23 protein-coding genes are annotated in these 25,612 nt (G+C 41.3%); 10 read left to right on the top strand and 13 right to left on the bottom strand.

All coding sequences use genetic code 11. The features are described 5' to 3' along the window. Window positions 1–27: 27 nt before the first annotated feature. Window positions 28–828 carry an ABC transporter permease gene (locus tag ACM0OS_RS00190; RefSeq protein ID WP_414541131.1) on the bottom strand — a complete coding sequence of 267 codons (801 nt, stop codon included), beginning with the start codon at window positions 826–828 and terminating at the stop codon, window positions 28–30. 521 nt (window positions 829–1,349) lie between these two features. Here ACM0OS_RS00190 and ACM0OS_RS00185 point away from each other — a divergent pair. Beyond that, window positions 1,350–2,426, top strand: a complete 1,077-nt coding sequence (locus ACM0OS_RS00185) for a glycosyltransferase family 4 protein (RefSeq protein WP_414541130.1) — start codon at window positions 1,350–1,352, stop codon at window positions 2,424–2,426. A gap of 161 nt (window positions 2,427–2,587) precedes the next feature. Here ACM0OS_RS00185 and ACM0OS_RS00180 read toward each other — a convergent pair whose 3' ends face one another. Further along, window positions 2,588–2,977, bottom strand: a complete 390-nt coding sequence (locus tag ACM0OS_RS00180; protein ID WP_414541129.1) for a DUF1499 domain-containing protein — start codon at window positions 2,975–2,977, stop codon at window positions 2,588–2,590. A 143-nt stretch (window positions 2,978–3,120) separates the two neighbouring features. Between ACM0OS_RS00180 and ACM0OS_RS00175 the strand changes: the two genes are divergently transcribed. Then, window positions 3,121–4,269, top strand: a complete 1,149-nt coding sequence (locus ACM0OS_RS00175) for an alanine--glyoxylate aminotransferase family protein (RefSeq protein ID WP_414541128.1) — start codon at window positions 3,121–3,123, stop codon at window positions 4,267–4,269. Between the two features lie 141 nt (window positions 4,270–4,410). Here ACM0OS_RS00175 and ACM0OS_RS00170 read toward each other — a convergent pair whose 3' ends face one another. The 6 genes from ACM0OS_RS00170 to prfB form a co-directional block, all read right to left on the bottom strand. Beyond that, a complete protein-coding gene (locus ACM0OS_RS00170; protein ID WP_414541127.1) occupies window positions 4,411–5,178 on the bottom strand; it encodes an MBL fold metallo-hydrolase in 768 nt (255 codons plus the stop codon). A gap of 3 nt (window positions 5,179–5,181) precedes the next feature. Then, complete coding sequence (locus ACM0OS_RS00165; RefSeq protein ID WP_414541126.1) at window positions 5,182–5,781, bottom strand: anthranilate synthase component II; 600 nt, start codon at window positions 5,779–5,781, stop codon at window positions 5,182–5,184. A gap of 200 nt (window positions 5,782–5,981) precedes the next feature. Next, complete coding sequence (locus tag ACM0OS_RS00160) at window positions 5,982–6,437, bottom strand: diacylglycerol kinase family protein (RefSeq protein ID WP_414541125.1); 456 nt, start codon at window positions 6,435–6,437, stop codon at window positions 5,982–5,984. A 121-nt stretch (window positions 6,438–6,558) separates the two neighbouring features. After that, window positions 6,559–7,089: an rRNA maturation RNase YbeY gene (gene ybeY / locus ACM0OS_RS00155; RefSeq protein WP_414541124.1), complete on the bottom strand. Its 531-nt coding sequence runs from the start codon at window positions 7,087–7,089 to the stop codon at window positions 6,559–6,561. 93 nt (window positions 7,090–7,182) lie between these two features. After that, complete coding sequence (locus ACM0OS_RS00150; RefSeq protein ID WP_414541123.1) at window positions 7,183–7,338, bottom strand: DUF3285 domain-containing protein; 156 nt, start codon at window positions 7,336–7,338, stop codon at window positions 7,183–7,185. A 121-nt stretch (window positions 7,339–7,459) separates the two neighbouring features. After that, window positions 7,460–8,582, bottom strand: a protein-coding gene (gene prfB, locus ACM0OS_RS00145) for a peptide chain release factor 2 (RefSeq protein ID WP_414541122.1) whose coding sequence is annotated in 2 segments (ribosomal slippage) — window positions 7,460–8,509 and window positions 8,511–8,582 — 1,122 coding nt in all. Because the reading frame shifts where the segments join, the coding sequence is not laid out codon by codon here. A gap of 1,179 nt (window positions 8,583–9,761) precedes the next feature. Between prfB and ACM0OS_RS00140 the strand changes: the two genes are divergently transcribed. Beyond that, window positions 9,762–10,997, top strand: coding sequence for a glycosyltransferase family 4 protein (locus tag ACM0OS_RS00140; RefSeq protein WP_414541121.1), 1,236 nt, complete (start codon window positions 9,762–9,764; stop codon window positions 10,995–10,997). On the opposite strand, the gene thiS is transcribed toward ACM0OS_RS00140, so the two are convergent. Together thiS and ACM0OS_RS00130 are read right to left on the bottom strand one after the other, a co-directional pair. Then, window positions 10,994–11,206 carry a sulfur carrier protein ThiS gene (thiS, locus tag ACM0OS_RS00135; protein ID WP_414541120.1) on the bottom strand — a complete coding sequence of 71 codons (213 nt, stop codon included), beginning with the start codon at window positions 11,204–11,206 and terminating at the stop codon, window positions 10,994–10,996. The genes ACM0OS_RS00140 and thiS overlap by 4 nt on opposite strands. Before the next feature lie 9 nt (window positions 11,207–11,215). After that, window positions 11,216–12,349 carry a thiamine phosphate synthase gene (locus ACM0OS_RS00130; RefSeq protein ID WP_414541119.1) on the bottom strand — a complete coding sequence of 378 codons (1,134 nt, stop codon included), beginning with the start codon at window positions 12,347–12,349 and terminating at the stop codon, window positions 11,216–11,218. Window positions 12,350–12,962: 613 nt separating this feature from the next. On the opposite strand from ACM0OS_RS00130, the gene smpB reads away from it, so the two are divergent. Continuing rightward, entirely contained in the window at window positions 12,963–13,430 is a 468-nt protein-coding gene (gene smpB / locus ACM0OS_RS00125; RefSeq protein WP_414541118.1) for an SsrA-binding protein SmpB, read from the top strand. A 185-nt stretch (window positions 13,431–13,615) separates the two neighbouring features. Beyond that, complete coding sequence (locus ACM0OS_RS00120; RefSeq protein ID WP_414541117.1) at window positions 13,616–13,894, top strand: WGxxGxxG family protein; 279 nt, start codon at window positions 13,616–13,618, stop codon at window positions 13,892–13,894. A 119-nt stretch (window positions 13,895–14,013) separates the two neighbouring features. Here the strand turns inward: ACM0OS_RS00120 and ACM0OS_RS00115 are convergent, their stop codons facing one another. After that, complete coding sequence (locus ACM0OS_RS00115) at window positions 14,014–15,426, bottom strand: IctB family putative bicarbonate transporter (protein WP_414541116.1); 1,413 nt, start codon at window positions 15,424–15,426, stop codon at window positions 14,014–14,016. Window positions 15,427–15,556: 130 nt separating this feature from the next. Continuing rightward, window positions 15,557–17,101, bottom strand: a complete 1,545-nt coding sequence (locus ACM0OS_RS00110; RefSeq protein ID WP_414541115.1) for a histidine kinase dimerization/phospho-acceptor domain-containing protein — start codon at window positions 17,099–17,101, stop codon at window positions 15,557–15,559. Window positions 17,102–17,859: 758 nt separating this feature from the next. Between ACM0OS_RS00110 and ACM0OS_RS00105 the strand changes: the two genes are divergently transcribed. From ACM0OS_RS00105 to ACM0OS_RS00085, 5 genes are all read left to right on the top strand, one after another. Continuing rightward, window positions 17,860–19,023 (top strand): DegT/DnrJ/EryC1/StrS family aminotransferase, encoded by a 1,164-nt coding sequence (locus ACM0OS_RS00105; RefSeq protein WP_414541114.1) that lies wholly within the window; start codon window positions 17,860–17,862, stop codon window positions 19,021–19,023. Window positions 19,024–19,104: 81 nt separating this feature from the next. Further along, entirely contained in the window at window positions 19,105–20,004 is a 900-nt protein-coding gene (gene crtB / locus ACM0OS_RS00100; protein ID WP_414541113.1) for a cyanoexosortase B, read from the top strand. Window positions 20,005–20,167: 163 nt separating this feature from the next. Further along, window positions 20,168–20,893, top strand: coding sequence for a cyanoexosortase B system-associated protein (locus tag ACM0OS_RS00095; protein ID WP_414541112.1), 726 nt, complete (start codon window positions 20,168–20,170; stop codon window positions 20,891–20,893). Window positions 20,894–21,096: 203 nt separating this feature from the next. Beyond that, on the top strand, window positions 21,097–22,470 hold the full coding sequence (locus tag ACM0OS_RS00090; protein WP_414541111.1) for a polysaccharide biosynthesis/export family protein: 1,374 nt from the start codon (window positions 21,097–21,099) through the stop codon (window positions 22,468–22,470). 94 nt (window positions 22,471–22,564) lie between these two features. Further along, window positions 22,565–24,724: a GumC family protein gene (locus tag ACM0OS_RS00085; protein ID WP_414541110.1), complete on the top strand. Its 2,160-nt coding sequence runs from the start codon at window positions 22,565–22,567 to the stop codon at window positions 24,722–24,724. 90 nt (window positions 24,725–24,814) lie between these two features. Here ACM0OS_RS00085 and ACM0OS_RS00080 read toward each other — a convergent pair whose 3' ends face one another. After that, window positions 24,815–25,486 carry a rhomboid family intramembrane serine protease gene (locus tag ACM0OS_RS00080; RefSeq protein WP_414541109.1) on the bottom strand — a complete coding sequence of 224 codons (672 nt, stop codon included), beginning with the start codon at window positions 25,484–25,486 and terminating at the stop codon, window positions 24,815–24,817. Between the last annotated feature and the right edge of the window lie 126 nt (window positions 25,487–25,612).

Raw genomic sequence — 25,612 nt, 5'->3', positions numbered from 1 at the left:
CTAGTAATTGCACACAATAACTAATGGTTACTTTTTTTCACCAAAAGCCCGAATTAATTCAGCAATAATAGCAAAAATTGCCGACACTGAAATCAAGAGAATACTCAGCGCATTAATGTCAGGCTTGACTCCTGTCCTAATGCGACTAAAAATTTCCATTGGCAATGTGTTTGAACCGCTACCTGCTGTAAAACTGGCGATGAGAAAGTCATCTAAACTGAGGACAAAAGCTAGCAAACAACCAGCGATAATTCCAGGCATTAACTGAGGTAGTAATACTTTAATAAATGCTTGGATTGGTGTAGCGCCTAAATCTAATGCTGCTTCTTCTAAGTGGGGGTCTAAGTTTGTCAGGCGTGAAGACACCACAAGTCCAATATAAGCAAGGCAGAATACTATATGTGCCGCGATAATTGTCCATAAACTCAGGGGAATGGCGAAGGCTGCGAGAAACACTAGTGTAGCCACTGCGATCGCAATATCGGGAATAATCAATGGTAGGTAAGAAATACCACGATATAATTTTTTACCAGGGAATTGATAACGTGCTAGTCCTACTGCCATGAAGGTTCCTAGCACTGAGGAAATACCTACTGCACAACTAGCAACTATTAAACTATTTTTCAAAGCTGATAAAACCCGCTCATCGCTAAATAATTGGCGATACCAGTCGAGGGTGAATCCTTGCCAAGTGGCACTGTAGGGTGATTCATTAAAGCTATAAAAACCTAAAACTAGTATAGGCAGGTACATAAATATAAATACAATTACTGATAAAACCGCCTGCCAAGGGACACGCGGTTTTTTGGGGGTAGGAGCAATATTCATCGTTAATGTTATGTTGAATATTTAGTTATTTTTTACTTTAAGTATTGTATTTTACATAACATTTAACGTCAATGCCATTCTGAAACCAATAAAGATAGAGTTAGTAAGTAAGTCTATCTTGAGAAATAAATTTCTTCATTATATCTAATTTTCATAAATAAACAGCGGTAAAGCTGCCGCCAGGATAAAACCATAATGAAGCAAATACTTTCTTTCAGACATTATTTATTGCTGTAAAATTACCATATTCCCTCAATATAATCGCTAAAAATTGGGAAATATAAATTTTTAAAATTAAGCCTTCATAAAATAAGTCCACTTTCTACCTCTTTAGAAGAGGTACAATTCCCTACTAAGATAGACAAAAACTCTCCAATTCAAGGCTTAAAATCTGTAAAGTACTTATGCATAATTGTTAATGCTTTAAAAGGAATTGTTTAGCTAAATGAATTATTCATAAGCACTACTGACATAACAAACAGATACTTAATTCAGATATTATTTTTTTTAGGAGGTTTGTAATGCGAATTGCTCAGATTGCTCCATTAGCTGAGAGAGTACCCCCTACAGCATATGGGGGCATAGAGTTAGTCGTGGGTTTGCTAACCGACGAATTAGTAAAACGTGGACATGAAGTAACTTTATTTGCATCGGGTGATTCTATCAGTCTAGCAAAGCTAGTATCGGTTCATCCCCGTGCTTTACGACTCGATCCTGATGTTAAGGAACATACTATTTATGAAATGTTGCAATTGGGTTTAGTATATGAACGCGCAGAAGAGTTTGATATTATTCATTCCCATGTATGCTGTTCGGCACTACCTTATGCAAATCTTGTAAAAACTCCTACAATTCACACCTTACACGGTATTTTTACGCCTGATAACGAAAAGATGTTTCAATATGCGAAACATCAACCTTTTGTGAGTATTTCCAATGCCCAGAGGGAAATGAGGCTAGGATTAAACTATGCAGCCACGGTTTACAACGGAATCGATGTTAGTAGTTATAAGTTTTATTCCCAACCGGATAATCCACCTTACTTGGCCTTTTTAGGCAGGATATCACCCGAGAAGGGTACTCACCTAGCGATCGCCATTGCTAAACGCACTGGTTGGCATTTGAAAATCGCAGGTAAAGTAGATGTGGTGGATCAAGAATATTATGAACAAGAAATCCAACCACACATTGATGGTAAGCAAATTGAGTATTTAGGTGAAGCTAATCATCAACAAAAAAATGTGTTAATGGGAGGTGCTGTAGCAACTTTATTCCCCATTACCTGGCGAGAACCTTTTGGGTTAGTGATGGTTGAATCAATGGCAGCAGGTACGCCAGTTATTGCTATGAAATTAGGATCTACTGTAGAAGTTATTTCTCACGGTAAAACGGGATTTCTCTGCGAGAATGTAGACGATTTTATTACTGCTCTTGACAAAGTAGCAGATATAGACCGTCATGAATGTCGGCAACATGTAGAAAAGCATTTTAGTCTGCAAAATATGGTCGATGGTTATGAGGCAGCATATCAACAAATTATTGCAGAGCGGTTTGCTAACAACGGTTATGTTCCCAGTGTCGCTGGTGTAGGGTATTAGACTGAGTTACAGTGTTTATCACTTGGACTAAAGACTAGAGGCTAGAGCGATATACCCTCATCCATATGAAATGTGCTATGGGTGGCTCATTTGACTTAAGTTAAAGGAAATTGATAATGGGTAATTAACACAGCCCATTACCAATTACCAGCCAACTGCAATTACTGAAATTTGGCTCTAATAGTCTCTATTCTTTGACGATTAACACCCAAGTCACTCTGACCTAAGCGGGAAGCTGAACGCACATGAATGACATTAGCTTGAGGATCTAAATAAAACTCTACATCATCGACAAATCCCATTAAAGCACTCTTAAATTCTGCATATATATAATCTTCTGTTTCCGTAATTATTTTAGTTCTAGGTAAAGATTGAATGATATTTTTGAGATTAGCGATCGCCTGTTGAGGATTAGTGGTAAAAGTCAGTGGGGCAATCTGATGTTGTGCATCTGTACTCTGACTAGAAACACAGTTAGGTGAACTGGGACAAGGTGCTAATTTGCCGTTGTTCACACCCAAATTATTTGGTCGTTTACCTGAAAAAATCATAATATAAGGGGCTAGAGGCTAGATATACTTTACTGTAAAGCCTTGTTGTTGTTGCGGCTTCCAGCAAATGATGGATTTATTTAAAACATTGGGGATGCGATCGCTCTATGATGCGGTAAGTATCGTCTAGGCGAAGACAAATTATGACGCCAACCATTTCAATTAACGATAGTCAGCGCTTACAACTCAAACCTTTAGAAATCCCATCCCGTCTATTATTGGGGCCCGGGCCATCCAATGCCCATCCCGCAGTTCTCCAGGCCATGAGTACTTCACCCGTGGGGCATCTTGACCCAGCTTTTTTGGAACTGATGGATGAGATTCAATCTCTGTTACGCTATGTTTGGCAAACAGAAAATCCTCTCACCATCGCGGTTAGTGGTACCGGTTCAGCTGCAATGGAAGCCACCATCGCCAATGTCACAGAACCCGGTGATGTGGTTTTAATTGGTGTCGCTGGTTATTTTGGCAATCGCCTGGTAGATATGGCTGGGCGATATGGTGCAGATGTGCGAACCATGACTAAACCCTGGGGACAAGTTTTCAGTTTAGATGAACTCAAGGCAGCTATAGAAACTCATCGTCCGACGATTTTGGCTTTGGTTCATGCCGAAACTTCTACAGGCGCGCGTCAGCCCTTGGAAGGAGTGGCTGAGATTTGCCGGGAATTTGGTACTTTACTGCTGGTAGATACCGTTACAAGTTTAGGTGGTGTTCCTATATTTTTGGATGCTTGGGGAGTTGATTTAGCCTATAGTTGTAGTCAAAAAGGATTGGGTTGTTCTCCTGGGGCTTCGCCTTTTACCATGAGTGCTAGGGCAGCGGAAAAATTGCAGCAGCGGCGTACAAAGGTGGCAAATTGGTATTTAGATATGTCGTTATTGGGTAAGTATTGGGGTAGTGAACGCACCTATCACCATACCGCACCAGTTAACCTTTACTATGGGTTGCGAGAAGCCCTGCGTTTAGTTGCTGAGGAAGGATTAGCCAACTGCTGGCAGCGTCATCAAAAGAATGTTGAGTATCTCTGGGAAGGACTGGAAGACTTAGGATTAAGTATGCACGTTGAGCGAGAATATCGACTGCCCACCCTAACTACTGTCTGCATTCCAGAGGGTGTAGATGGTAAAGCGATCGCTCGGCAGTTACTCAATGAACATAACATTGAAATTGGCGGTGGTCTGGGCGAATTAGCTGGTCGAGTCTGGCGTGTCGGACTGATGGGTTTTAATAGTCGACCAGAAAGTGTTGACCAACTTTTAACCGCCCTAAGTCAGGTTTTAAGTAAGTAGGGGACTAGCGAGATGGGGGGATAAGGAAGAGGAAAATGAAACAAAACAAAGATGTTGGTACTAACCCACAATCTTCCCCCCTACTCCCTACTCCCTACTCCCTACTCCCTACTCCCTATTCCCTACTCCCCACTCCTTTGTTTAAAATCTATAACTCAAAAGCTGAATTACACTACTTTCTGGCAAATTTCCTGAGGTAATGTTCACAGTATCCGTGTTACTACGACGTACTGTTACCCCCTGCATCAAATTGAGAAATTCATCCACAGGGGCAATATCACAACTAGCAGCATCAGCAGCCTGAGTGCGGTAATGAGTGGGAATGATCAACCTAGGATTTAATACCTCAGTCGCTTGCTTGGCTTCTTGAGCGTTGTAAGCTTTATCACTGCCACCGACAGGAATTAATGCCAAATCAGGTCGTCCCATCAAAATTCTTTGCTCAGTGGAAATCGGTGCAGCAGCTCCACCTAGATGTAGAATATTAATCCCACCTTGTTGCCATCTCCAAGCAGTATTTATACCAAACCGCCTACCACCCAGGCGATCGTGGTCTATGGCAATTCCTTGTAATTTAATACCTTGGAACTCGTAAACACCAGGTGCATACACTAACTTGGGGCTTCCTGGTAATCCTTCTACGTAACCTTCATCTAGCAATTGACTACTAATCAATATTAAATCTGCTTGCACTCTAGGCGGACGATAACCTGCTGTGCAGCCAACTGTCTGAAATGGATTAACTAAAATTCTGGCACCACCACCAGTAAAGAGAAAGCAAGTATGACCCAACCACTGAACTGATAAACCGCTAGATTGTGCGTCAGCTTTCTGGTGGGAACCCAAACTAGTCACCAGAGTTGTGACTAACCCTGCCCCAGCATAGCCCATCAACTGTCGTCGTTTCATTAATTACTCTCTCGACTGTAACTGTTCCAAAAAGTTTCGCAGTAACTGCTTGCCTGAAGATGTGAGGACACTCTCTGGATGAAACTGGACGCCTTGAATGTGAGGATAGTTCCGGTGTCGCACCCCCATAATTGTGCCATCTTCTACCCAGGCAGTAATTTCTAAGTCTTCAGGACAGGTTTCACGTTCAATGACTAAACTATGATACCTAGTGGCAACCAGAGGATTTTCTAATCCGTGGAAAACACCTACTCCAGTGTGACATACCTGAGACGTTTTACCATGCATTAACTCTGGAGCAGAGGTAATTTTACCACCAAATACTTGACCAATGCTTTGATGTCCCAAGCATACACCTAAAATGGGTAAGTTATGACCTAGCTGTTTAATCACATCCAAGGATATACCGGCATCTTCTGGACGACCAGGCCCAGGAGAAATCACCACAACCTCAGGATTTAAGGCACGAATTTCATCTACTGATATCTTGTCATTGCGAAAAACTTTAATATCCGATGCTACGGGAAATTCTGCTGCTAGTTCTCCCAGATACTGCACCAAATTATATGTAAAACTGTCGTAATTATCGATAACTATAATCACTGCCTATAGCTCCTGGTTTAACAACTTGTATCATGTTTAATTATCACCAGTTGCGAACGGCCGTGGAAGTCATTTTGATTAATAATCAATATTGTACAGAGTTAAATTATGCCCTGCCTGAGCTGAACATCAAAAAGACATTTTGAAATATATGTCAGTCACAAAAATATCATCAGACAGGGTGAAATCAGTAAGCACACTTAGAAATTTGACATAATTAAAATTACCAGAGGCGGTAGCAAAAGTGTACCAGCCACTAATACTGCGACTAAAGCAGAAATTAATACAGCACCCGCCGCACAATCTTTAGCGATTTTTGCTAATTCATGATAAGTCTGCTTCACTGTCAAGTCTACTAGAGACTCAACCGCTGTATTCAGTAATTCTAATGCCAAAACTAAACCACTAGTTATACCAATAATGGCAATCTCTACTGCTGACAGATGCAAGAAAATGCTTAAGGCGATCGCCAAGGCGCAAACACTTAGATGAATGCGAAAATTCCGCTGAGTGTGAAAACCATAACTGATTCCCGCCCAAGCATATTTAAAACTGATAAATAAATTAGATGCCACTTGCCAGGACAGTTCCCGTTCCTTAGTTATCAATGATGGTAAGCAGTTCGGTGTAGTTGGAGGAGAAACTTGTTGGGACATAAGCTTGACAATGAAACTATAGGGGAATTACAGAGCAATTTCACAGATTTTTAATGATGCAATTAACTTTAAGCTAATTTTCTACAGAAGTATTATAAACACTTACAGACCTCAAAAATATTTAATATTCTATGTCAATAGTAATACCAATTGCCTTCAGTAATTCTACTTGCTGCTTGAGCATCTTCATTAACTCCTCTTCATCTGGATGATCCCAACCCAATAAATGCAATAAGCCGTGAGCCGCTAACCAAGCTAATTCCGTAGGTAAACTATGCCCTTGCTGTTGAGCTTGACGTTGGGCCGTGTTTACCGAAATGATAATATCACCTAGATACAAAGGCGCAGCCAGCATTTCCGGATTTTGAGGACAATCTACCTCTAATGCCGAAAAAGCTAAAACATCTGTCGGTTTATTTTGATGACGATATTGAGTATTCAGTGCTTGAATTTCTGTGTCGTCTGTTAAACGCATTCCTATTTCATAACTTGGGGCTGGAGGCAGATGAGGCTGTAGATTTTCCATCCAGCAACTAAACCAGTCTTCCCAAGTTTGAGTGGCAACTTGACTATCATTATGCCCCAAATTTATTGATTCTCTGGGGGATGATAGGTCAAATACATCCTGTACATCCAGTTCAACTAGTACCACCGACAAACTCTCCTTACCCCTGTGAGTTATGATTCATTGGAGAACCAATATCCAATTTTTCTCCTTAGCTCCCCTCTCCCTTACCTCTTGCAGTTAACGAGTTAGATAGGCAAGTCCCACCAGGACGGCTAAAAGTCCTACAGTGGTGAGGGCAAAATGTTTCATAGAAGTGCCACCTTTGCGTACCATGTTTCGCATGGCAAGTTTGACGTAGCTAGGTTTGGGTTCTGTGGAAGGCGAGTTGCTCATAATAACTTGATTACAACCTCTTTTGTATACAAATGTAACAGTTTGCCTAGGCATTTATTGCCATTTTGTCTTTTTTAAGAAATAGGTAAGGGTAACAAGATTACACATTACCCATACTTTCTTAGGCAGGAGTACTTTCTACGATCTGGTTTTCTTGTCGCAGATAAGCCTGAATAAATGGATCAAGATCACCGTTCATCACATCCGCGATCGCAGTTGTTTCTGCATTGGTACGTAAATCTTTTACCATCTGGTAAGGATGAAATACATAGTTGCGAATTTGGTTACCCCAAGAAGCTTCCACCATATCACCGCGAATTTCGGCAATTTCTTGGGCCCGTTGCTCTCTGGCAATTACCAGCAGTTTTGCTTTTAGGCGAGCCAGGGCTTTTTCTTTATTTTGCAGTTGGGAGCGTTCTTCGGTACAGCGCACAGCTAAACCACTAGGAAGATGCACAATCCGCACAGCCGTTTCTACTTTGTTGACATTTTGCCCACCTTTACCACCAGCCCTAGATGTGGTGATTTCCAAATCCTTTTCTGGGATATCCAGTTGCACAGAACTATCTAGTTGCGGCATCACTTCCACGCCAGCAAAACTAGTTTGTCGCTTGCCATTGGCATTAAAAGGCGAAATTCTCACTAAGCGATGTGTGCCTGTTTCTGACCGCAAGTAACCATAGGCATAGCGTCCAGTAATTTCCAGGGTTGCTGATTTAATTCCCGCTTCATCCCCCTCTGACTCTTCGGCTAAACTGACCTTGTAGCCGTGAGCTTCTGCCCAACGGGTATACATCCGCATCAGCATAAAAGCCCAGTCTTGGGCATCTGTACCCCCAGCACCAGCATTAATTGTTAACACTGCCCCTTCCGCGTCATAAGGGCCAGAAAGTAATTGTTGTAATTCCCATTGATCGAGTTCGCGGTTAAGCTGACTGACTGTAGATTCCGCTTCTTGCAATAATGCTTCATCGGTTTCTAACTCTAATAGCTCAACTACAGCCTTAGTATCTTCTAGGCTAGATCGCCACTGATCGTATTGCTGGATATGAGCTTTGAGGTCGTTAAGTTCTTGCAGCGTTGTCTGTGCCTGGGTTTGGTCGTTCCAGAATTCTGGCTGGGCTGCTATTTGCTCCAAGTCTTGAATTTTGGCGGTCAGTGCAGGTATGTCAAAGATAGTCCTGGGCTTTACCCAGACGACCGGACAATATTTCGATTTCGCGTTTGAGTTCTAGTGCTTCCATAGAACTGGCTAATTGCTCTTTAACTTGATTTTTCTTCTTGATTTTAGCTGTAGTTGAGCAAATTTTCTTCGACTACTGGTATGAAGTTACAAGAATTAGGACTGCTTGAGGATAAATAGCTCACTTTTTGACGTTCCTCTACCTCTGAGGCTAACTGTAGTCCAATAGAGTAGGCACTGCTAACAACATCATCATTACTTCGTCTACAAATTCCAGGATATCAAGCAATTTTTGGCATTTTGGCATGACAATCAAAGTTATTTAAGATACGCTGTTTAGCAAAGTTAAATTCAGTCATTTTTGTAGCAGTTTATCATTTATAAATTAGCTAAAATTGGCATTTTCTAGTTATTTGCAAATTACAATTATACAATTCATCAATTTTGGCTGCGTAAATGAATTGGTAAAATTTATCAAGCACTAATATAACCAACCAAGACTTCACAGAAACAATAATAATGTCTTGAGATTAAATGTTCTAGAATATAAATGAGATATTTGTAATACATTTGCTCAAACATATATGGAGAAGTATGTTTTTCAAAGCTATGTATTGCAAAGCGATTATCATGTTTACAAATATCTCTGCCATCGTTGGATTAATTAAGGTTTGTAAAAAAACTAACGAAAATGTGTAAATTCCTAGTTTTTTGAGCATAACTGTTGGCTAACATGAAAAAGAGGGAACAATTAGATATAGAGCCAGCGAATTCCCCCACAAAATCATCACCAGGAATTTTTGCTCAACATATAGTGGATATGGTGTCCATAGCCTGCATGATTTGAGGAGCCAACAATGTTGCCAGAAGAAATGGGAAATCCGGAAATTGCCAATCACAGAAGCTTTATAAGCTTGTTGCTGTTGTAGCATCTGCCTTAGATTCACAAAACGTTATACCTCATTCTGTAATTGATGTTTTAGCTCAATTGCCAGCTAATTTTATACTTAGGGGAAATTTTGGCTGACAAAAAACAAAAACAATTGAGTGTATTAAAGAGTTATTAACTTTCAAATTACAGCACTGCCTTAATCACCCAACTATTTAAAATCAATGAAAAGTTTATAAGAAAAATTTTTTGACTGTTGAGTTTCCCTTAGCGGGACTAGTGTTAATTGGTGTATTTGCATTTTAGTATTAACAATTACACATTATTTAAATTAAAATTAGCGAAATTAACATGGAACATATTTCACATTTGCCCTCAAAAGTTCGAGACAAAACAGCATACCCAGATATATTAGTCATATCCAGTTTATTTCTCCCACGCAAAACAGCAATTGGAGAATATATTTATAATCGCTGTCTTCAAGACCCAGAAAAAGTGGTTGTATTAGCCGCAGGTTGTTCAGGAGATCAAGTATTTGATCAAGAGCAAAAGTTTTCCGTATATCGTTGGATCAACCTGAGATACTGGCTGGGTAATTTTATCGGGAGTTGGTTGCAGCCTACTTGCAATTTAATTTGTTCGTTTGTGCTAGCTATTAAACTATATTTTCGTTATCACTACCGTTATATAGAGTGGGGACACAGCTACGAGTTTCCCGCACTGTTGTTATTGAGCTATATATTACCTATACGCTTTTTTATTTATTTGCATGGTAGGGATATTATTGAGATTTTACATAATCCTGTAGGGCGATCGCTCTTTAGATGGACTTTAGCTCGCGCCGAAGGTATTGTCTGTAATAGCTATGTTACACAAGATTATCTGAGAAATTCTTTGCGCTTGGCAACTCCTACCCATGTGATTCAACCAGTGGTCAGACCAGAAAAGTTTGGTGTAGGTCACAATCCCACCAATCTTGATGATTTACGCCAAAGCGTGCGTGAAACATATAATATTCCCGAAACAGCACTAGTTATTCTCTCAGTAGGTAGGCTAGTCAAGCAAAAAAGCTTTGAGCGGGTAATTGAGAATTTACCACTGCTGTTAACTATTGGCATTGATGTCCACTACATAATTTGTGGACAGGGGCCCTGTGAACCCGTATTACAATCTTTAGCACAACGCTTGCGAGTAGACCAACGGGTACATTTTGCAGGCTATGTACCTGATCGTGAATTAGCTGGCTACTATGCAGCTTGTGATATCTTTGCCATGTTAACTTTGTTAGATACAGCCGTTAATCGTGTACAGGGCTTTGGTGTGGTCTACTTAGAAGCGAGTTATTTTGGTAAACCAGTAATTGCCTCTCGTTTAAGCTCCATCATTGATATAATTCGCCATGAAGAAAATGGCATTCTGGTGAATCCCAAATCAGGCTACGAAGTTTTTCAAGCCTTCCAGCGATTGTGTCAAGACCAGCAGTTACGAGAACAACTAGGTCGCAAAGGTAAAGAATTGGCCAGACGTAAAACTTTGCATAGATCGCTATATAGATCTGAACCTCTCCCCAACGCTTTGTTGAATTAACCACCACCGACAATGGTGACTATTTCTAAGCGATCGCCTGGCTGCACTTGTGTGTGTGACCAATATTGGCGATGTAAAATTTCACCGTTATACTCTACCGCCACCAAACGAGGATTAAAACCTAACTCTTGCAGTAAATCTGGTAATAAAGTTGGCGACAAGCAACTACGACTTTCTCCATTGACCTGGACGATAATCTGGTTAGACATAAGCTGTCTTTATGTATGCTGAGGAAAAAATGCTGGTTCGGGTTTGACGCGGTTCAGTTGGGAAAGAAAATATTGTGTGACTAAAGTAGGCTGTTCGGCTTGAATCAACGCTCTTACCACCGCTACACGTTCTGCGCCCGCATCAATCACATCATTGATGTTATTTGCATCTATCCCCCCAATGGCAAACCAGGGAATGGAACTATTTTGGGCAGCATATTTGACGTATTCTAAGCCAGCCGCAGGTTTATTTGCTTTAGTAGGCGTTTCATAAACTGGCCCGACACCAATATAATCTGCACCCTCAAGAATGGCTTTTTGCATTTCTTCAGAATTTGTCGTAGACCTGCCAATTAAGCGCTGAGGCCCTAGCAATTGTCTAGCCGTGTCAATAGGCATATCTTGCTGTCCCAAATGTACCCCATCGGCATCCACTGCCAAAGCCATATCTACGCGGTCATTGATGATAAATAGGGCCCCATAGGTCTGACATAGTTGCCGTAATTTCATCGCTTGTTCTAAACGCAACGTGTCATCAGCAGTTTTATCGCGGTATTGCACCAGAGTTAATCCACCTTTGAGGGCTGCTTCTACAGTTGTTAACAAACTTTCTGAGGGAGAAGTGACCAGATATAAGTGCGATCGCCACAGCAGTTGATGACGTTGGTAACCCATTAAACTACTTTCTAGGGTATAAACCCGATAACGCATCTGCTTAAAGGCTTTACCCATATTCGGGTGATACAGTTTGCCATATTCTTCTAGCACCCTTAGTGCTTCTTGGACACGACAAAAATTTGCTTGTAATAGCGATTTAATACTAGAACGTTGTTCTTCCTGGGGATGGGTTAACTCTGTACCTGGATCACCTGGTGTATCCCGTGCTGCCCGCAGTTCAGCAGTATGCCAGTGAGCTAACTCTTGTCGCAAATACTTGCATTCCCCAAGTAACTGAGCATTATTTAACCCAAAACGACACCACTCTTCGATAATTCGTAAGCCTTCACGAGCGCGGTCTAGATTGGCATCTAAAATGCGGTAAACAACTTGCTGTATTTGCGCTTTTTGGCTGTATGGCTCGACCATGACAACAACCCTATTAGTGCTTTCGTTAAATGACGTAATATCAACACTTTTAGACATTTTGATTAAAAATTTCTAGTACGGCAATATGAAAAAAAAGTAGAGGTTGACTATGAATTTATACATAATTAGCTTACAGCGTAAGCTGACAATGGTTTAGGGACGATTTTATAATATATCTTAAACTGGACAAAAACCATATATGTGAGAGCGTAACTTAATAACCAACAAAATTTCTATTTTTGTTTGGCGTTAACTGAACAAGTTTAAATAAACATCTACTTAATTATTTATGATGAAAACAATTCAGTTTTACAGCCTCAAATAATAGTAAGATTCCCAAGTATTCCTTCATCAAACCTCAATAGCATAGCTAACCGATTTTCATCTAGTCATACCTTAAGTAATCTTTAGTGATTAATCTTTAACAAACTCAATTTGTCTGCAAAACATAATTAAGTATGAAATTATCGAGGATGTTATTTGAGTGTTTGAAAATGATGATAAACTAGATTAGGTGTCAGTATGCAGCGGATTTCATACAGATGAGGTATGGATTTATCTTGAATCACCCTACTCTACTCAATTGAGAACTGCTGTATCTATCTTCCTATAAATTCAACAGCCTGTCTCAATTATTTATTAACCACATTTAAAGCACATCTAATTTTCAATGAGCGAAAAAAGCGAAAGTTACAAAGTTATTAGTGACAACCGTCAAGCCCGTTATTTGTATGAAATCCTGGAAACTTATGAAGCCGGAGTTGAGTTAACAGGAACAGAAGTGAAGTCAATCCGTGCAGGTCGAGTCAATCTCCAAGATGGTTATGCTTTGATTCGTGACGGCGAAGCATGGCTGATTAACGTCCACATCTCTCCCTATAATGCCAGTGGACAATACTTTAATCATGAACCGCGCCGCACGCGTAAGCTGTTACTGCATCGCCAAGAAATCCGTAAGTTAATTGGCACAGTAGAACAACAGGGTTTAACCTTAGTACCTTTGAAGATGTACCTCAAAAGAGGATGGGTAAAAGTAAGTATAGCCCTGGGTAAAGGTAAAAAGCTCCACGACAAGAGAGAATCTCTCAAACGACGCCAAGATCAACGGGATATTCAAAGGGCCATGAAAAATTATTAAGTTTGACTATAACTATGACCGAAAGCTCACCCTAAAACATCAAAAAAGTCACAAGTGGATAGAAAACTGTATACCTTCAGTGTGAGTTAAAACAAAACCTAGTTTATAGCCACAGATTGATTTGATTAGCCGGGGAAATCGATACAGTGGTGGGTAATGTTAGAAACTACCAGGAAAGTTTTATCATGACACGTAACTTAACCAAAGCAGTTGGTGCTGGCGTTCTTACTTTGAGTATGGCAATTTTGCCTTTAACTCTACCTGTAAAAGCCCAGGTAACTGAACCCGGAGTGCAAACTACACCAAGGACTACAGTTATAGAAGAAGATGATGGTTTTGATTGGGGTTGGTTAGGGTTAATTGGTCTATTCGGTCTAGCTGGTTTAGCAGGTAGAAAGCGTAACGATGAACCAACACGTTATCGTGATCCTAGTACTCCTGGCGCTACCACCTACAGGGACTAATAGCAGCTTGCAGCTGGGCATTTGAGATGTAAAGGCTTTATCAAGAGATTTTTGTGATCAAGAAGCTTCAGTTGTCAGTTGTATTTCTTCTGACGACCGACAACTGAGACTTGTTTATTTTAGTTGACTATAGGTTCTGAGGTGGGTGAATTAACTGGTTGAATCATAGGTGTCCAGTAGCTAGCAATCAAGGCTATCATGAGCCACCACAGGCTATTAACTTCAGGGCGAAACCAAATAGTATCTACAGTCCCGTGGGCTAACATTCCAGCTACAGCGGCAACGGCTCCAATTAACCAAAATCCTTCTACACTTCTAGATTGGCGTAATCTTTGCATTTGCACAAAAGCATTATTAAAAGTAACAACTATTAACCACAGAAAACAGGCCAAGCCCAGCAAGCCAGTTTCTACAGCAATTTCTAGAAAAACTGAATAGGCACTCAAAGCAGTGTAACGAGGGCGTTGATAAAGTGGGTAGATTTGATTAAAAGCATTGTGACCAGGCCCAATGCCGATAATCGGGCGATCGCGGATCATTTCAAAGACAGCATCCCACACATTGAGGCGAAAATTATTACTACTATCGCTTCGGTTGGCAAAAATACTCAAAACGCGCAAGCGTACTGGCTCGATAAAGATCACAGCTAGTACAAGTAACCCAATCATCCCACCTAAAGCAATTGGCAACAACCAAGTGCGCCAAAAAGTAGGTAATTGCACGCTCCACCAATAAATTAGCAAAGCGATCGCAGTTAATATACCCACGACTAGAGCAATCCAGCCGCCACGGCTAAAAGTTAGAACCAAACAAGCCGCATTCACAATCAACATAGTTAAGGCTAAAGCTTTTTTGAGGGGGCTTTGCCATGCAAAAATTGCCACTAGGCTTAAAACTACCGCTGGTACCAAATATCCCGCCAATAAGTTAGGATTGCCCAAATAACTATAAACCCTAGTTGTCTTAGCTAGAGGAGAGAGTGGGTCTACCCAGGTTGCCAATGCTGTGGCTCCAAAAAACCATTGCCGTAACCCGTATACACTCACAATCAACGCTACATGCAAGTACAAAGTAATAATCCAAGATCGCAGACGAGGCGATCTCAGCACCCTAGCACAAAGGGCAAACAGCAATAAATAAAGTGTTAATACTACTAAGTCTTTAAATGCTGCCTGTTTTACCGGTGATAAAGCTGTCGAGACAACAGCAATTCCCCAGTAGAGCAACACCAACAAATGAATAGGGGTAAATAAAGGAATAGCAGATGTTGATTCATCCGATAAAGTCAACAGCAGCCAAAATCCTACACAAGCTACTAATAATACTCCTACTAAACCACTGGATACGAAAGGGGCAAGGGCATACACTAAACTGAGTAAGGCCACCGCGATGGCGTCTCCCCACTGCATTAAGATGCTACTTTGCCGCCAAGAGTGTAACAGTCCTACAAAAAAACGATGTAGGAAGCTGGTAGCAAGATATTGTTTAAGGGGTAAATAGGATAAAGTAAATCTTTGCCAGACTAAATTCATAAAACACGCTGTGATTAATTAGTACGCCCTTAGGGAACTTGGACTTAATCATAATGCGGGTCGTGCAAAAGTAGTAACGTCGATTGGTAAATAATTAGTATTTGCCCACTTGTGAATTAGCTTAGTATAATTAATCGCTAACTGTATCTGAGGCAACAGGTACTTGGAGTGGTAAAGAAAGTACATAGCGGTGTCCTGACTCTGGTGAACCTTGAATGGCAATTTGTCCACCATGTAATTCTGCCAACTGACAGCTAAGTAATAAACCCAAGCTTTCACGAGACATATTGCCATGATCCTTAGCTAAATCTTGTCCAGAACTCATGGTCAAAATATCTACGTGAGTATCAGTCACGTTGGATGATTTTTGCATAGTTACTGGTATTCCTGCTTCCTCTTGACTATCAGTGTAAGCCCTATAGGTACCTGTCTCGTCTGTAAGTTCACGTAGTGATAAGGAGTTAAGGCGAAAGTAAGGATCAACTTCAGTCATTCCATCTCCCAACCAAGGATGGGATACCCAAATAGTAATATTCAGTGTATTTTCCTTGTAAGAAACGTGAATCCGCACAATGCTGCCTGTAGCAGAAACTTGAATCACACTGAAAACTAAGTGATACAAAATCTGCCGCAATTTGTCTTTATCCAACAGCCAAATGCGACTGTGACCTGGTTCTATGGATAGGCGAATATCTTGCTCACGACGGTTAGCTGCTTCCTCTAGGGTATTGATAGCTTGTTGACAAAGCATTTCAATATCCACAGGAGCTAAATTCAACACCATCAAGTTTTCGTCTATGGTTCCCAGTTCGTTAATTTCATTAACTAAAGATAATAAGTACCGTCCACTATGTTGAATGATATCTAAATATTCTCTTTGTTTGGTAGTCAAGGGCCCATAAATTTCACGTCCTAAAACACTAGCCATACCTAGCACAGATGTTAAAGGTGTACGCAATTCTTGAGTTAATTGTTCCAACAGTTCCAGTTTGACTTGCTTAGTAGAAAATGGTTCTTTGGTTAAATTAGATGGAGTAATTTTTAAGTCATTTGTGCGTTCATCATTCAGCGAGGACGTAGCACCGCTATGAGTTTTTTCTGGCTTGTCTGCCAATAGCAATCGGTTACGTTCAAATTCACTCATACACCAACGAGCGATGATTTGCAAAAACTCAATGTCACGAGTGGCAAAGTTACGTGGCACTAAATCCATCACGGCTAATGCACCCAAGCAATTCCCACAAGCATCAATCAGTGGCGCTCCTAAGTAAGCACGTATACCATAATCCTGAACTAACTTACTCGTAATCAGAACTGAATCAGTAATTTTTCTAGTATCATTTATGACTAGCACTTGCAGGCTTTCTACCACTTGAGTGCAGAAGGATTCGCGGCGTAACAGTTGGCGGTTTTGTGCCAGATGATTCATCAGTCCCAATCTAGATAAGCCCACACATGACTTAAACCAATGAAGTTCTTGGTCTACAAATCCCAGAATGGAAATTGGCGCTTCTAAAAAATGGGCAGCAGTTTGAGTGGCTTCTTCAAAGACTGGGATTGTTTCTGGTTGCCGCAGACCTAATTCAGACAATGCTTCGAGACGTTGTTGCTCTCGTGCTTCCTGAGAAACCCAACCGTCCTTGAAGCCAAATAATTTGTTTTCAGGCTCTACCATTGCCACTGCTACCTTAATATTTTCTCGATCTTGTAATTGATATAACCACTGTTACTGGGTTATGGTTTTCTATTTTTAAGCATTCCCCAATTTAGCTGCTGATAAACAAGATGGGAAGAGAAATTTTGTAATTTATCCATAAATAGGTTTTGCCGCCTGAAAAAGTTAGTTTCAGCGGCGATGAGGGTAATATAACCCTAAAGCTAAAACCAAGAGAAAATTTAACCTAGTTTTTTCTTTTGATTGTCCTTGATATGCATATACGCGTTAATACTATTACTGTCGTAGGAGAAATTTTGCTAATGGTCTGGTAGAAGTTTTCTAAATATCAGGACTTACGCAAAAATTGCTGAAAACCTTGATTTGTTGAACCACCAAGACGCCAAGGACGCCAAGAATTTGTATAAGGTGCGTAAGTCCTAAATATATTCCTATTGATTAATAGTTCCTTAATGATACCAACCCTAAATTTATCTATGGAATCAGTCCAAAAGCTAAAATCTAAATTTGTTTGATGCTGTGCTGTATTAGCATTATTTGTAGCAGATTTAAAAAATATAGACTAAAATAAGTCAAGTTTATTCGTAAATTTACATAAAAATTGATTATTGGCAATATTGTAGATACCAAAATTTTCTAAATAAAAACAAGTAATTGAAGTAAATCAATATTTTATTAAGACTTTACTATTACTTCATCAGTAAAGGCTTGTATGAATAACTAAAAAGTTTGATATTGATCTTTAAGGAAAATTAGTTATGAATATAATGAGTAAAATTTCTTTTGTTGACCTAAATTTACAACACCAGCCAATTCAAGATCAATTGCAGCAAGCAATCCAGGGGGTATTAGCCCAAGGAGATTTTATTTTAGGGCAAGCTCTTGCAGATTTTGAGGCAGCTTTTGCAGCAGAATCCGGTACAAAATATGGTATAGGTGTGGCATCAGGAACCGATGCGATCGCTCTCGGTTTGCAAGCGTGTAATATTGGTGCTGGGGATGAAGTGATTTTACCAGCTAACACCTTTGTAGCCACATTGATTGGAGTTTTGCGTGCTGGGGCCAAGCCCATTTTCGTAGACTGTGATCCGCAAACAGCTTTAATTGATTTAGAAGCAGCAGCCAAAGCAGTAACGCCACAGACAAAAGCGATTATTCCTGTTCATCTGTATGGACAGATGGTATCACCCCTCCAGCTATTAGACTTTGCTGATACCTATAAACTGCTAATTTTTGAAGATGCCGCCCAAGCACATTTAGCCGAAAGAGAAGGATATCGAGCCGGTGCGGTAGGAATAGCGGCAGCTTTTAGTTTTTATCCCAGCAAGAATTTGGGAGCATTTGGAGATGGCGGGATGCTGCTGACAAAAGATGCAGATGTAGCCCAGAAAATGGTGCGTCTGCGAAATTATGGTGCATCCCAAAAATATGTCCATGTGGAATCAGGAACAAATAGTCGTTTAGATACATTGCAAGCAGCAGTACTGTTAACAAAACTGCCACATTTGCCCCAGTGGAATGGCGATCGCTTGCGTATTGCCCAGGAGTATGATCAAGAACTAGCACCCTTAGCAGCGACTGGCATTAGTCCTCTACAAAACCACAGCCACACCGGACACGTTTATCATCTTTATGTGATTAAAGTTGATGATGCTTGTCCCCTAAAACGCCAGCAAATTCAAGATAAACTCACAGCAGTGGGCATTCAAACTGGCATTCACTACCCAATACCATGTCATCTCCAGCCAGCATTCACATATTTAGGCTATCAACTAGGAGACTTTCCCCAAGCAGAAAAGCTCGCACAGCAAATATTGTCGTTACCAATGTACCCCGGTTTGAGCAGTAGCCAAATTCAAACAGTTGTCCAGGCGATCGCATCAACTCTGAGTAGTGAACAACAACAGTTATTATGTATTTAATTTACATTCCCACTGCCCATTGCCCGTAACTGCTTTTAGTAGCACTGTGTGTAAATTGTTAATTGACAATTATTGAAAATCATGGCACTCCAGCAACAAATAAAAAACAGAAACACCGCCCAGTTGCTCAACATAGCAATTGTCGGTTTTTTGATGCTGCTCTATGCTCCTATCTTGCTGCACTGGCTAGATGGTTGGCTCAATAAAAGCATCAGTCTTGAACACGAATATTTTAGTCACGGTATTATTGGTCTTCCATTTGCCGCTTACCTAATTTGGTTAAACCGAAAAAAGTGGTATCGTCTCCCAGATACTACTCATCCTTTAGGTGCTGTTTTGCTCTTAGTCGGGGGAGTTTTTTATCTGAGCGGTGTCCCAGAATGGGTTAATGTTTCTTTCCCCACCATAATCGCAGGATTGTGTTTGTGGTTCAAAGGCATACCCGGCTTCCGATTGCAAGCATTTGCTTTGCTGCTCATATTTTTAGCAACCCCCACAGCAATACCCTACCTCCTCGTTCCCTACACCTTACCTCTACAAAGCTTTATTGCAGGTACAGCAGGTTTCATCCTCAATCAAATGGGCATGGAAGTAGTTGTCGATGAAATAAATATATATGTAGGTGGACGGATTGTAGAAGTAGCCCCTTATTGTGCTGGGCTAAAAATGTTGTTTACTACACTCTACGTCAGCTTGATGCTGCTTTATTGGACAGATTCTTTGTCTTCACGCCGTATTACTCTTTGGTTTTTATCTGGGGGCATAATCATTAGTGTCACCGCTAACATTATTCGCAACACTTTACTGAGCTTCTTTCATGGCACAGGGCGTGAGGCAGCGTTTAAATGGTTACATGACAGTTGGGGTGGTGATCTTTATTCTGCTGGTATGCTGCTCTTATTAGTGCCTTTACTGAATTGGATGAATAACTATTTCTTGCCAGAGGCAGAACTTCAGCCAGAACAAGGGACTGAAAAATAAAAAATAATCAATCACTTTGGTGAGCAGGAGAAGCAAGAGTACCCAGGACAAGTGAAAAAGCAGGGTGCTGGGGGCAGGTCGATGGGGGTTGCTGATTACGGAGCTTATGGTGTTATTTTATCAGTAAGATTTTGCGTAACTATGGCAATTTTTATTTTTACTAATGATTTCCTTATCTAAGTTCTTCAAAGAAAAGCAATTTACTTATGTGGCAGTACTGGTACTGTTACTGATTCTGTTGGTAGTAGGCGGAGTTCCCGGTTACCTGACAGGACGGTGGCAATGGAAACAACCGCCATCTGTTACCAATCTCAGTCAATTGCGGGAGATACGTAAAACCGGAATTACCCTTGCCGGTTGGCAAACAGTTGAACAAGCAGAACAACAAGTCAGCACTGGCAGATGGTCAATCCAAATTCTGCAAAAAGTAGACTCGCCAAGCCGGGCCATACTACTATTGCATCCCCAAAATGGCCCAATGGATCAACCCGAAGTAGAGTGGACAGATATTAATAGCTGGGGAAAGTTGCGTTGGGGAAGATGGGATATTGCTCAATCTCGCTCGGCTGAATTTACTGTCAAACGACCCTCCAATTTAGGTGCAAATAGTGAAGCTAAAGTAACAGCTAGGTTTTTTCGAGTTGTCACCGCACAAGAAACTTTTGCTGTCTTGCAATGGTATGCCACACCTAATGGTGGAAATCCATCACCTTGGCGTTGGTTTCTAGCAGACCAATTAGCACAATGGCAAAAAAATCGCGTTCCTTGGGTTAGTGTCAGCATCATGATACCGATGGAACCTCTAGGACAAGTGGAAACTACTTGGCCCTTAGCACAGTCTTTAGGTGAAACAGTACAAGCTACATTGATGGACGGCCCTTTATCATAAATCCGCCATTGCCCTTGCAGATGTAGATATATAGCAAATCCCGGCGATGGTAAATATGACCTCAAATTGAGAAGTGAGTTAGAGTATGCAGTACAAAGTTAAAAGCGGCACAATAAGAGAAGACATAAAAAATATTTTCAACGTAAAATAACCCCTCAGGGGTACTCATCTAAATTCAGCTTTATTATGTTTCTAGTTTGCATATGCGTGCATCATTTATTGCCCTGTCCTTTGTGAGTTTTCAGGTAGGGATTTTTTTTACAACCTTTGTCCAGCCTGTTGTCGCTCAACCTTTATCATCTCCAGAAAAATTATTAGGGCAATTACCCTCGCTGCCATCAGGTACGGTGGAAGTACAACCACCACTGCAACCTCCTGGGCCACCACTAGGTGTGGAAAGCGTTAGTGACGAACTTTCTCCCCAACTTAACCGCTATCTTTTAGGCCCAGGAGATGGCATTAGTGTGATCTTTCAGCGCCCTCCTGGCCCCTACCGCTTAGGCCCCGGAGATAGCATTAGCGTTGTGGTTCAGCGTTTCCCTGATTTGAGTTTTCAATCCTCAATCAATCCTGAAGGCAATATTATTGTGCCACTGCTGGGTACCGTATCGCTACAAGGTTTAACCTTGGAAGAAGCCCAAGAAAAAATTCGGATATTGCTGAATCGTTTTGTTATTGACCCCATAATAGTTTTATCTTTAACAGGGCAACGTCCAGATTCTAGTTTTCAAGCCCAAATTAATCCAGAAGGTAATATTGTCGTTCCCCAAGTAGGAACAGTGTCGCTACAAGGTTTAAGTTTAGAAGAAGCCCAAGAAAAAATTCGCTTGAGTTTGAGTAAAGTTTTGGTAGACCCGAATTTGGTAGTGTCACTAACTTCACCACGACCAGTTCAAGTCACCATTAGCGGTGAAGTGTTTCGACCCGGTATTTATCCTGTTACTTCGGCAACACCCCGTGTGGCTGATGCTTTATTCATCGCTGGTGGTTCGACCATGACCGCCGACTTGCGGCAAGTACAAGTCCGGCGGAGGTTGACAGATGGTTCTGTGATTTCACAAACTATCGACTTGTATGCAGTATTGCAAAATGACGGCTCTTTGCCTAGTTTACGCTTACAAGACGGAGATGCAATAGTGGTACCCCGCCGGGAAATCGGTGCTGATGACGGTTATGATCGCAACTTAGTCGCTCGTTCTTCTTTGGCTGTACCACAAATTCGAGTCCGGGTTTTAAACTATTCTTCGTCAGGCATTGTCACTCAAGCACTACCTAATGGGAGTAATTTTGTTGATGTTTTGGCAGGCATTAATTTGGATAGTGCTAACCTGCGGGACATTGCTTTGGTGCGTTTCGATGCCGAACAAGGTAGAGCAGTTACCCAAAACCTAGATGCCAGAAAAGCACTGGCTGGTGATGCTTCACAAAATGTGCCGCTGCAAGATAATGATGTAATTGTAGTAGGCCGGAATTTGATTAGTAGAATTACTAATTTCCTGGGTACTATTACTCAACCGTTCTTCAATATTCGGACTTTTTTGAATTTCTTTGAAAACTTTGGCGGCGGCTCAAGGTAATTTTGTTTTTTCAACCCAGACACTACAAAATTTTCCCGCCTGTTTCCTACCGTAACACTGACAACACTCGAAATTGTTTATCGATGTTTCTGCCATGACCCCACCAATTGTTAAGCGCTATCTTATTGCTTTTGATAAATACAAATGGATTGGATTAGCTAGTTTTGCTTTAGTTGTAGCGGGGTCAACCGTGGTGGCTATACAGCCAGAACCACCACCCAGCTACGTAGCCGATGGCGCACTAACCTACACTCGTCCACCAGTTTCCTTTTCTACGACTGGTAGTGAAATTCAGCAACAAGGACAAGCATTAAGTCGGCAAGTGTTGCTATCAGACCCAATCATTGAAGCTGTGGCGACAAAAGTCAACGTCAAACCATCAACTATTGGTCAAAATATCGCCTTGCGTCTACCTGATGCAAGCAGACCAGGAGAAGCGCAATCCACAATCATTGAATTGAAATATCAAGATACTGATCGTCAGCGAGCGCAATTGATCGTGCAAGAATTAATGCAAGCCATGATCAGGTTGAGTGGCGATATTAATACTGGGCGATTAAACGCCATTATTGAAAAAATTAATGAGCGTTTACCGCAAGCTAAATCGGAACTTGAAGCCGCAGAACAAAAGCTTGAACTATACGATCGCCGAGAACGTCCAGCAATCTTGGCGGCGGAAAATGGCAGTTTGCTGGGTGCAGTGACAAATAGCCAAAATCAGCAACGGTTAATTCAACTAACTGTTGCCGGGATTGATGCCCAAACTCGCAGTTTGCAAGAAAAGTTGGGTTTAAATGCTAGTCAAGCTTATGTGTCGTCGGCTTTGAGTGCCGATCCTATATTGGCCAACTTGCGATCGCAAATTTACCAAGCGGAATCTCAAATAACTTTACTCCGTAAAGATTTACGACCTGAACATCCCACAATGATTCAATTGCAGCGTCAAAAAGAATCTGTGGAAGAATTACTGCAACAACGGGCAGCCGAGGTAGTTGGGGGTGGTGGTACAGCGGCTCCTTTGCCGGGAAATATTACAGGTATCCGCGCTCAAAGCAATTTAGATCCAGCCCGACAACAGTTAGCCTACCAGTTGGTGGCTTTAGAAACTCAACGCGAGACACTCGAACAACAATTAGCTCAACAAATCCGAGAAGAAGAGCGCTTGCGCCAGGAGTATTCCCAAATACCCAACAAGCAATTAGAGCGATCGCGTTTAGAACAGGAAGTAGGACTGAGAAAAGCCGTTTATGACCAAATGCAGGTGAAATTAACCGATGCTAGAACCGCAGAAGCTGAAACAGTTAGTAGCTTAACAGTTGCTAGAGTACCCAATGTGGTCACCGATACTGCTAATGCTCGCAGCGTTCCCCTAACTTTGGGTGTGGGAAGTTTCTTAGGTTTACTGATTGGCGGTGGCGTTGTGTTTTTGTTGGGATCATTGGAAGGTACTTTCAAAACCAAAGAGGATATCCGCAACAGTCTTCGTCAACGGGAAGTTGCTCTGCTGGGCGAAATACCTTTAATGCCTGTGGATGATTTAGACAAAGAAGCCGTACCTGTGTTAAATTCCCCAGATTCTCCTTATTTGGAGTTTTATGAGAAGTTTCGTAGTAATGTGCGGCGGCTAGGCGGAAAAAACTTGAAGGTACTTTTGATTACTAGTACTGGTAGTCAAGAAGGTAAAACTGTCAGTGCTTATAACTTGGGTATAGCCTCAGCCCGTGCAGGGAAACGTACCTTGATTATCGAAACCGATTTGCGATCGCCTTCGCGTGCGGCATCGTTGAATATTTCTCCAGACACCGGGGCCAGCCTAGAACCCCTACGCTATTACGCCAATTTAAATGAATGTATCCGCTTAGTTCCGGATGTAGAAAATTTATACATCATTCCCAGTCCCGGCCCTGTGCGACAGTCGGCTGCTGTGATTGAATCCAGCGAAATGCGTAAGCTCATGGAAGATGTCCGGGAACGCTTTGATTTCGTAATTTTAGATACTAATCCCCTCAGTTTATCCAATGATCCTTTGTTAATTCAACCCTACAGCGATGCCATAGTACTAGTGGCACGGCCAAACCATACCGAAGAAAATATGTTGGCAGAAGCCATTGATCAATTAGTTGAATTTGAATTAGGTTTATTAGGTACTATCATCAACGGTGCTGATATTATTGTTACCTCACCTCAAACTAATTCACTTGAGGAACAACCACCAATTGTTGAGGAAGTGTCAGCTAGTGCTAGCAGAAATTAATCCAGCAGAGGTGAGGGAGCAAAGGAGAAAAACCTGATTGCTCCCCCTGCTCCCCCAAGCGCGATTGATTATTTTTTTATGTGTTATTCCCTAGTCGCGCCTAAATAACCCAAATAATGGGGCAAGAATCACTCCAAACACAAAACCGCCGATATGCGCCCAGTAAGCAACTCCACCTGTTTCTACACTCATATTGGCAGCAGTTTGCAGGCTAGCAAGACCAGATATAACATTTTGAATCACGAAAATTCCGATCAGAATCATGGCAGGAATCCTGATTGTGGTGACGAAAAAGCCCAAAAAAGCTAAGGTCAAAATTCTCGATTGCGGAAAACGGATAATATATGCACCCAGCACCCCAGCAATTGCACCACTAGCCCCTAAAGACGGAATAGTTGAATCTGTGTTGATAAACCACTGGCACAAGGCGGCTAAAGCGCCACAAGCTAGATAAAAAATTAGATATTTGACATGGCCTAAACGGTCTTCAATATTGTTACCAAAGACCCAAAGAAAAACCATATTTGAGATTAAGTGCCACCAACCACCATGTAAGAATTGCGACGTAAATAAAGTTGGCCATTCCTGGGCAAAGTTATTGGTTAATTCTCGTGGTATTAACGCATAAATTCGGAAGAATTGATCTAATTCTGCACTTGACAGACGCACTTCATGAAGAAAAACTAAAATATTCATCCCAATCAACCCGTAAGTTATATACGGTGTGATTCGCGTCTGGTTTTCATCATAGAGGGGAAACACAGGTGCTTTTCCTAATTATCAATATTTGCAATATACCCTGTGTTGTTAACAGGTGTGAATTTGGGCTGCTCAAAAGCCTCTAACATTTTGACTTTCGGCTGATACTCATAGGTATCACAGAGAAAG

The sequence above is a fragment of the Nostoc sp. CCY0012 genome, from assembly GCF_963920855.1.
Taxonomy (GTDB): domain Bacteria; phylum Cyanobacteriota; class Cyanobacteriia; order Cyanobacteriales; family Nostocaceae; genus Cyanocohniella.
This window is presented reverse-complemented; position numbering and strand designations above follow the sequence as displayed.

Excerpts from the sequence above, each read along its gene's own strand:
- ACM0OS_RS00085 (WP_414541110.1), top strand. The coding sequence starts at position 22,565 with ATGACCCCACCAATTGTTAAGCGCTATCTTATTGCTTTTGATAAATAC.
- thiS (WP_414541120.1), bottom strand. The coding sequence starts at position 11,206 with ATGTCTAACCAGATTATCGTCCAGGTCAATGGAGAAAGTCGTAGTTGC.
- ACM0OS_RS00150 (WP_414541123.1), bottom strand. The coding sequence starts at position 7,338 with ATGAGCAACTCGCCTTCCACAGAACCCAAACCTAGCTACGTCAAACTT.
- ACM0OS_RS00190 (WP_414541131.1), bottom strand. The coding sequence starts at position 828 with ATGAATATTGCTCCTACCCCCAAAAAACCGCGTGTCCCTTGGCAGGCG.
- ACM0OS_RS00175 (WP_414541128.1), top strand. The coding sequence starts at position 3,121 with ATGACGCCAACCATTTCAATTAACGATAGTCAGCGCTTACAACTCAAA.
- ACM0OS_RS00130 (WP_414541119.1), bottom strand. The coding sequence starts at position 12,349 with ATGTCTAAAAGTGTTGATATTACGTCATTTAACGAAAGCACTAATAGG.
- ACM0OS_RS00090 (WP_414541111.1), top strand. The coding sequence starts at position 21,097 with ATGCGTGCATCATTTATTGCCCTGTCCTTTGTGAGTTTTCAGGTAGGG.
- ACM0OS_RS00120 (WP_414541117.1), top strand. The coding sequence starts at position 13,616 with ATGACACGTAACTTAACCAAAGCAGTTGGTGCTGGCGTTCTTACTTTG.
- ACM0OS_RS00170 (WP_414541127.1), bottom strand. The coding sequence starts at position 5,178 with ATGAAACGACGACAGTTGATGGGCTATGCTGGGGCAGGGTTAGTCACA.
- ACM0OS_RS00185 (WP_414541130.1), top strand. The coding sequence starts at position 1,350 with ATGCGAATTGCTCAGATTGCTCCATTAGCTGAGAGAGTACCCCCTACA.
- ACM0OS_RS00140 (WP_414541121.1), top strand. The coding sequence starts at position 9,762 with ATGGAACATATTTCACATTTGCCCTCAAAAGTTCGAGACAAAACAGCA.
- crtB (WP_414541113.1), top strand. The coding sequence starts at position 19,105 with ATGGCACTCCAGCAACAAATAAAAAACAGAAACACCGCCCAGTTGCTC.
- ACM0OS_RS00160 (WP_414541125.1), bottom strand. The coding sequence starts at position 6,437 with ATGTCCCAACAAGTTTCTCCTCCAACTACACCGAACTGCTTACCATCA.
- smpB (WP_414541118.1), top strand. The coding sequence starts at position 12,963 with ATGAGCGAAAAAAGCGAAAGTTACAAAGTTATTAGTGACAACCGTCAA.
- ACM0OS_RS00110 (WP_414541115.1), bottom strand. The coding sequence starts at position 17,101 with ATGGTAGAGCCTGAAAACAAATTATTTGGCTTCAAGGACGGTTGGGTT.
- ACM0OS_RS00095 (WP_414541112.1), top strand. The coding sequence starts at position 20,168 with ATGATTTCCTTATCTAAGTTCTTCAAAGAAAAGCAATTTACTTATGTG.
- ACM0OS_RS00180 (WP_414541129.1), bottom strand. The coding sequence starts at position 2,977 with ATGATTTTTTCAGGTAAACGACCAAATAATTTGGGTGTGAACAACGGC.
- ACM0OS_RS00115 (WP_414541116.1), bottom strand. The coding sequence starts at position 15,426 with ATGAATTTAGTCTGGCAAAGATTTACTTTATCCTATTTACCCCTTAAA.
- ACM0OS_RS00105 (WP_414541114.1), top strand. The coding sequence starts at position 17,860 with ATGAATATAATGAGTAAAATTTCTTTTGTTGACCTAAATTTACAACAC.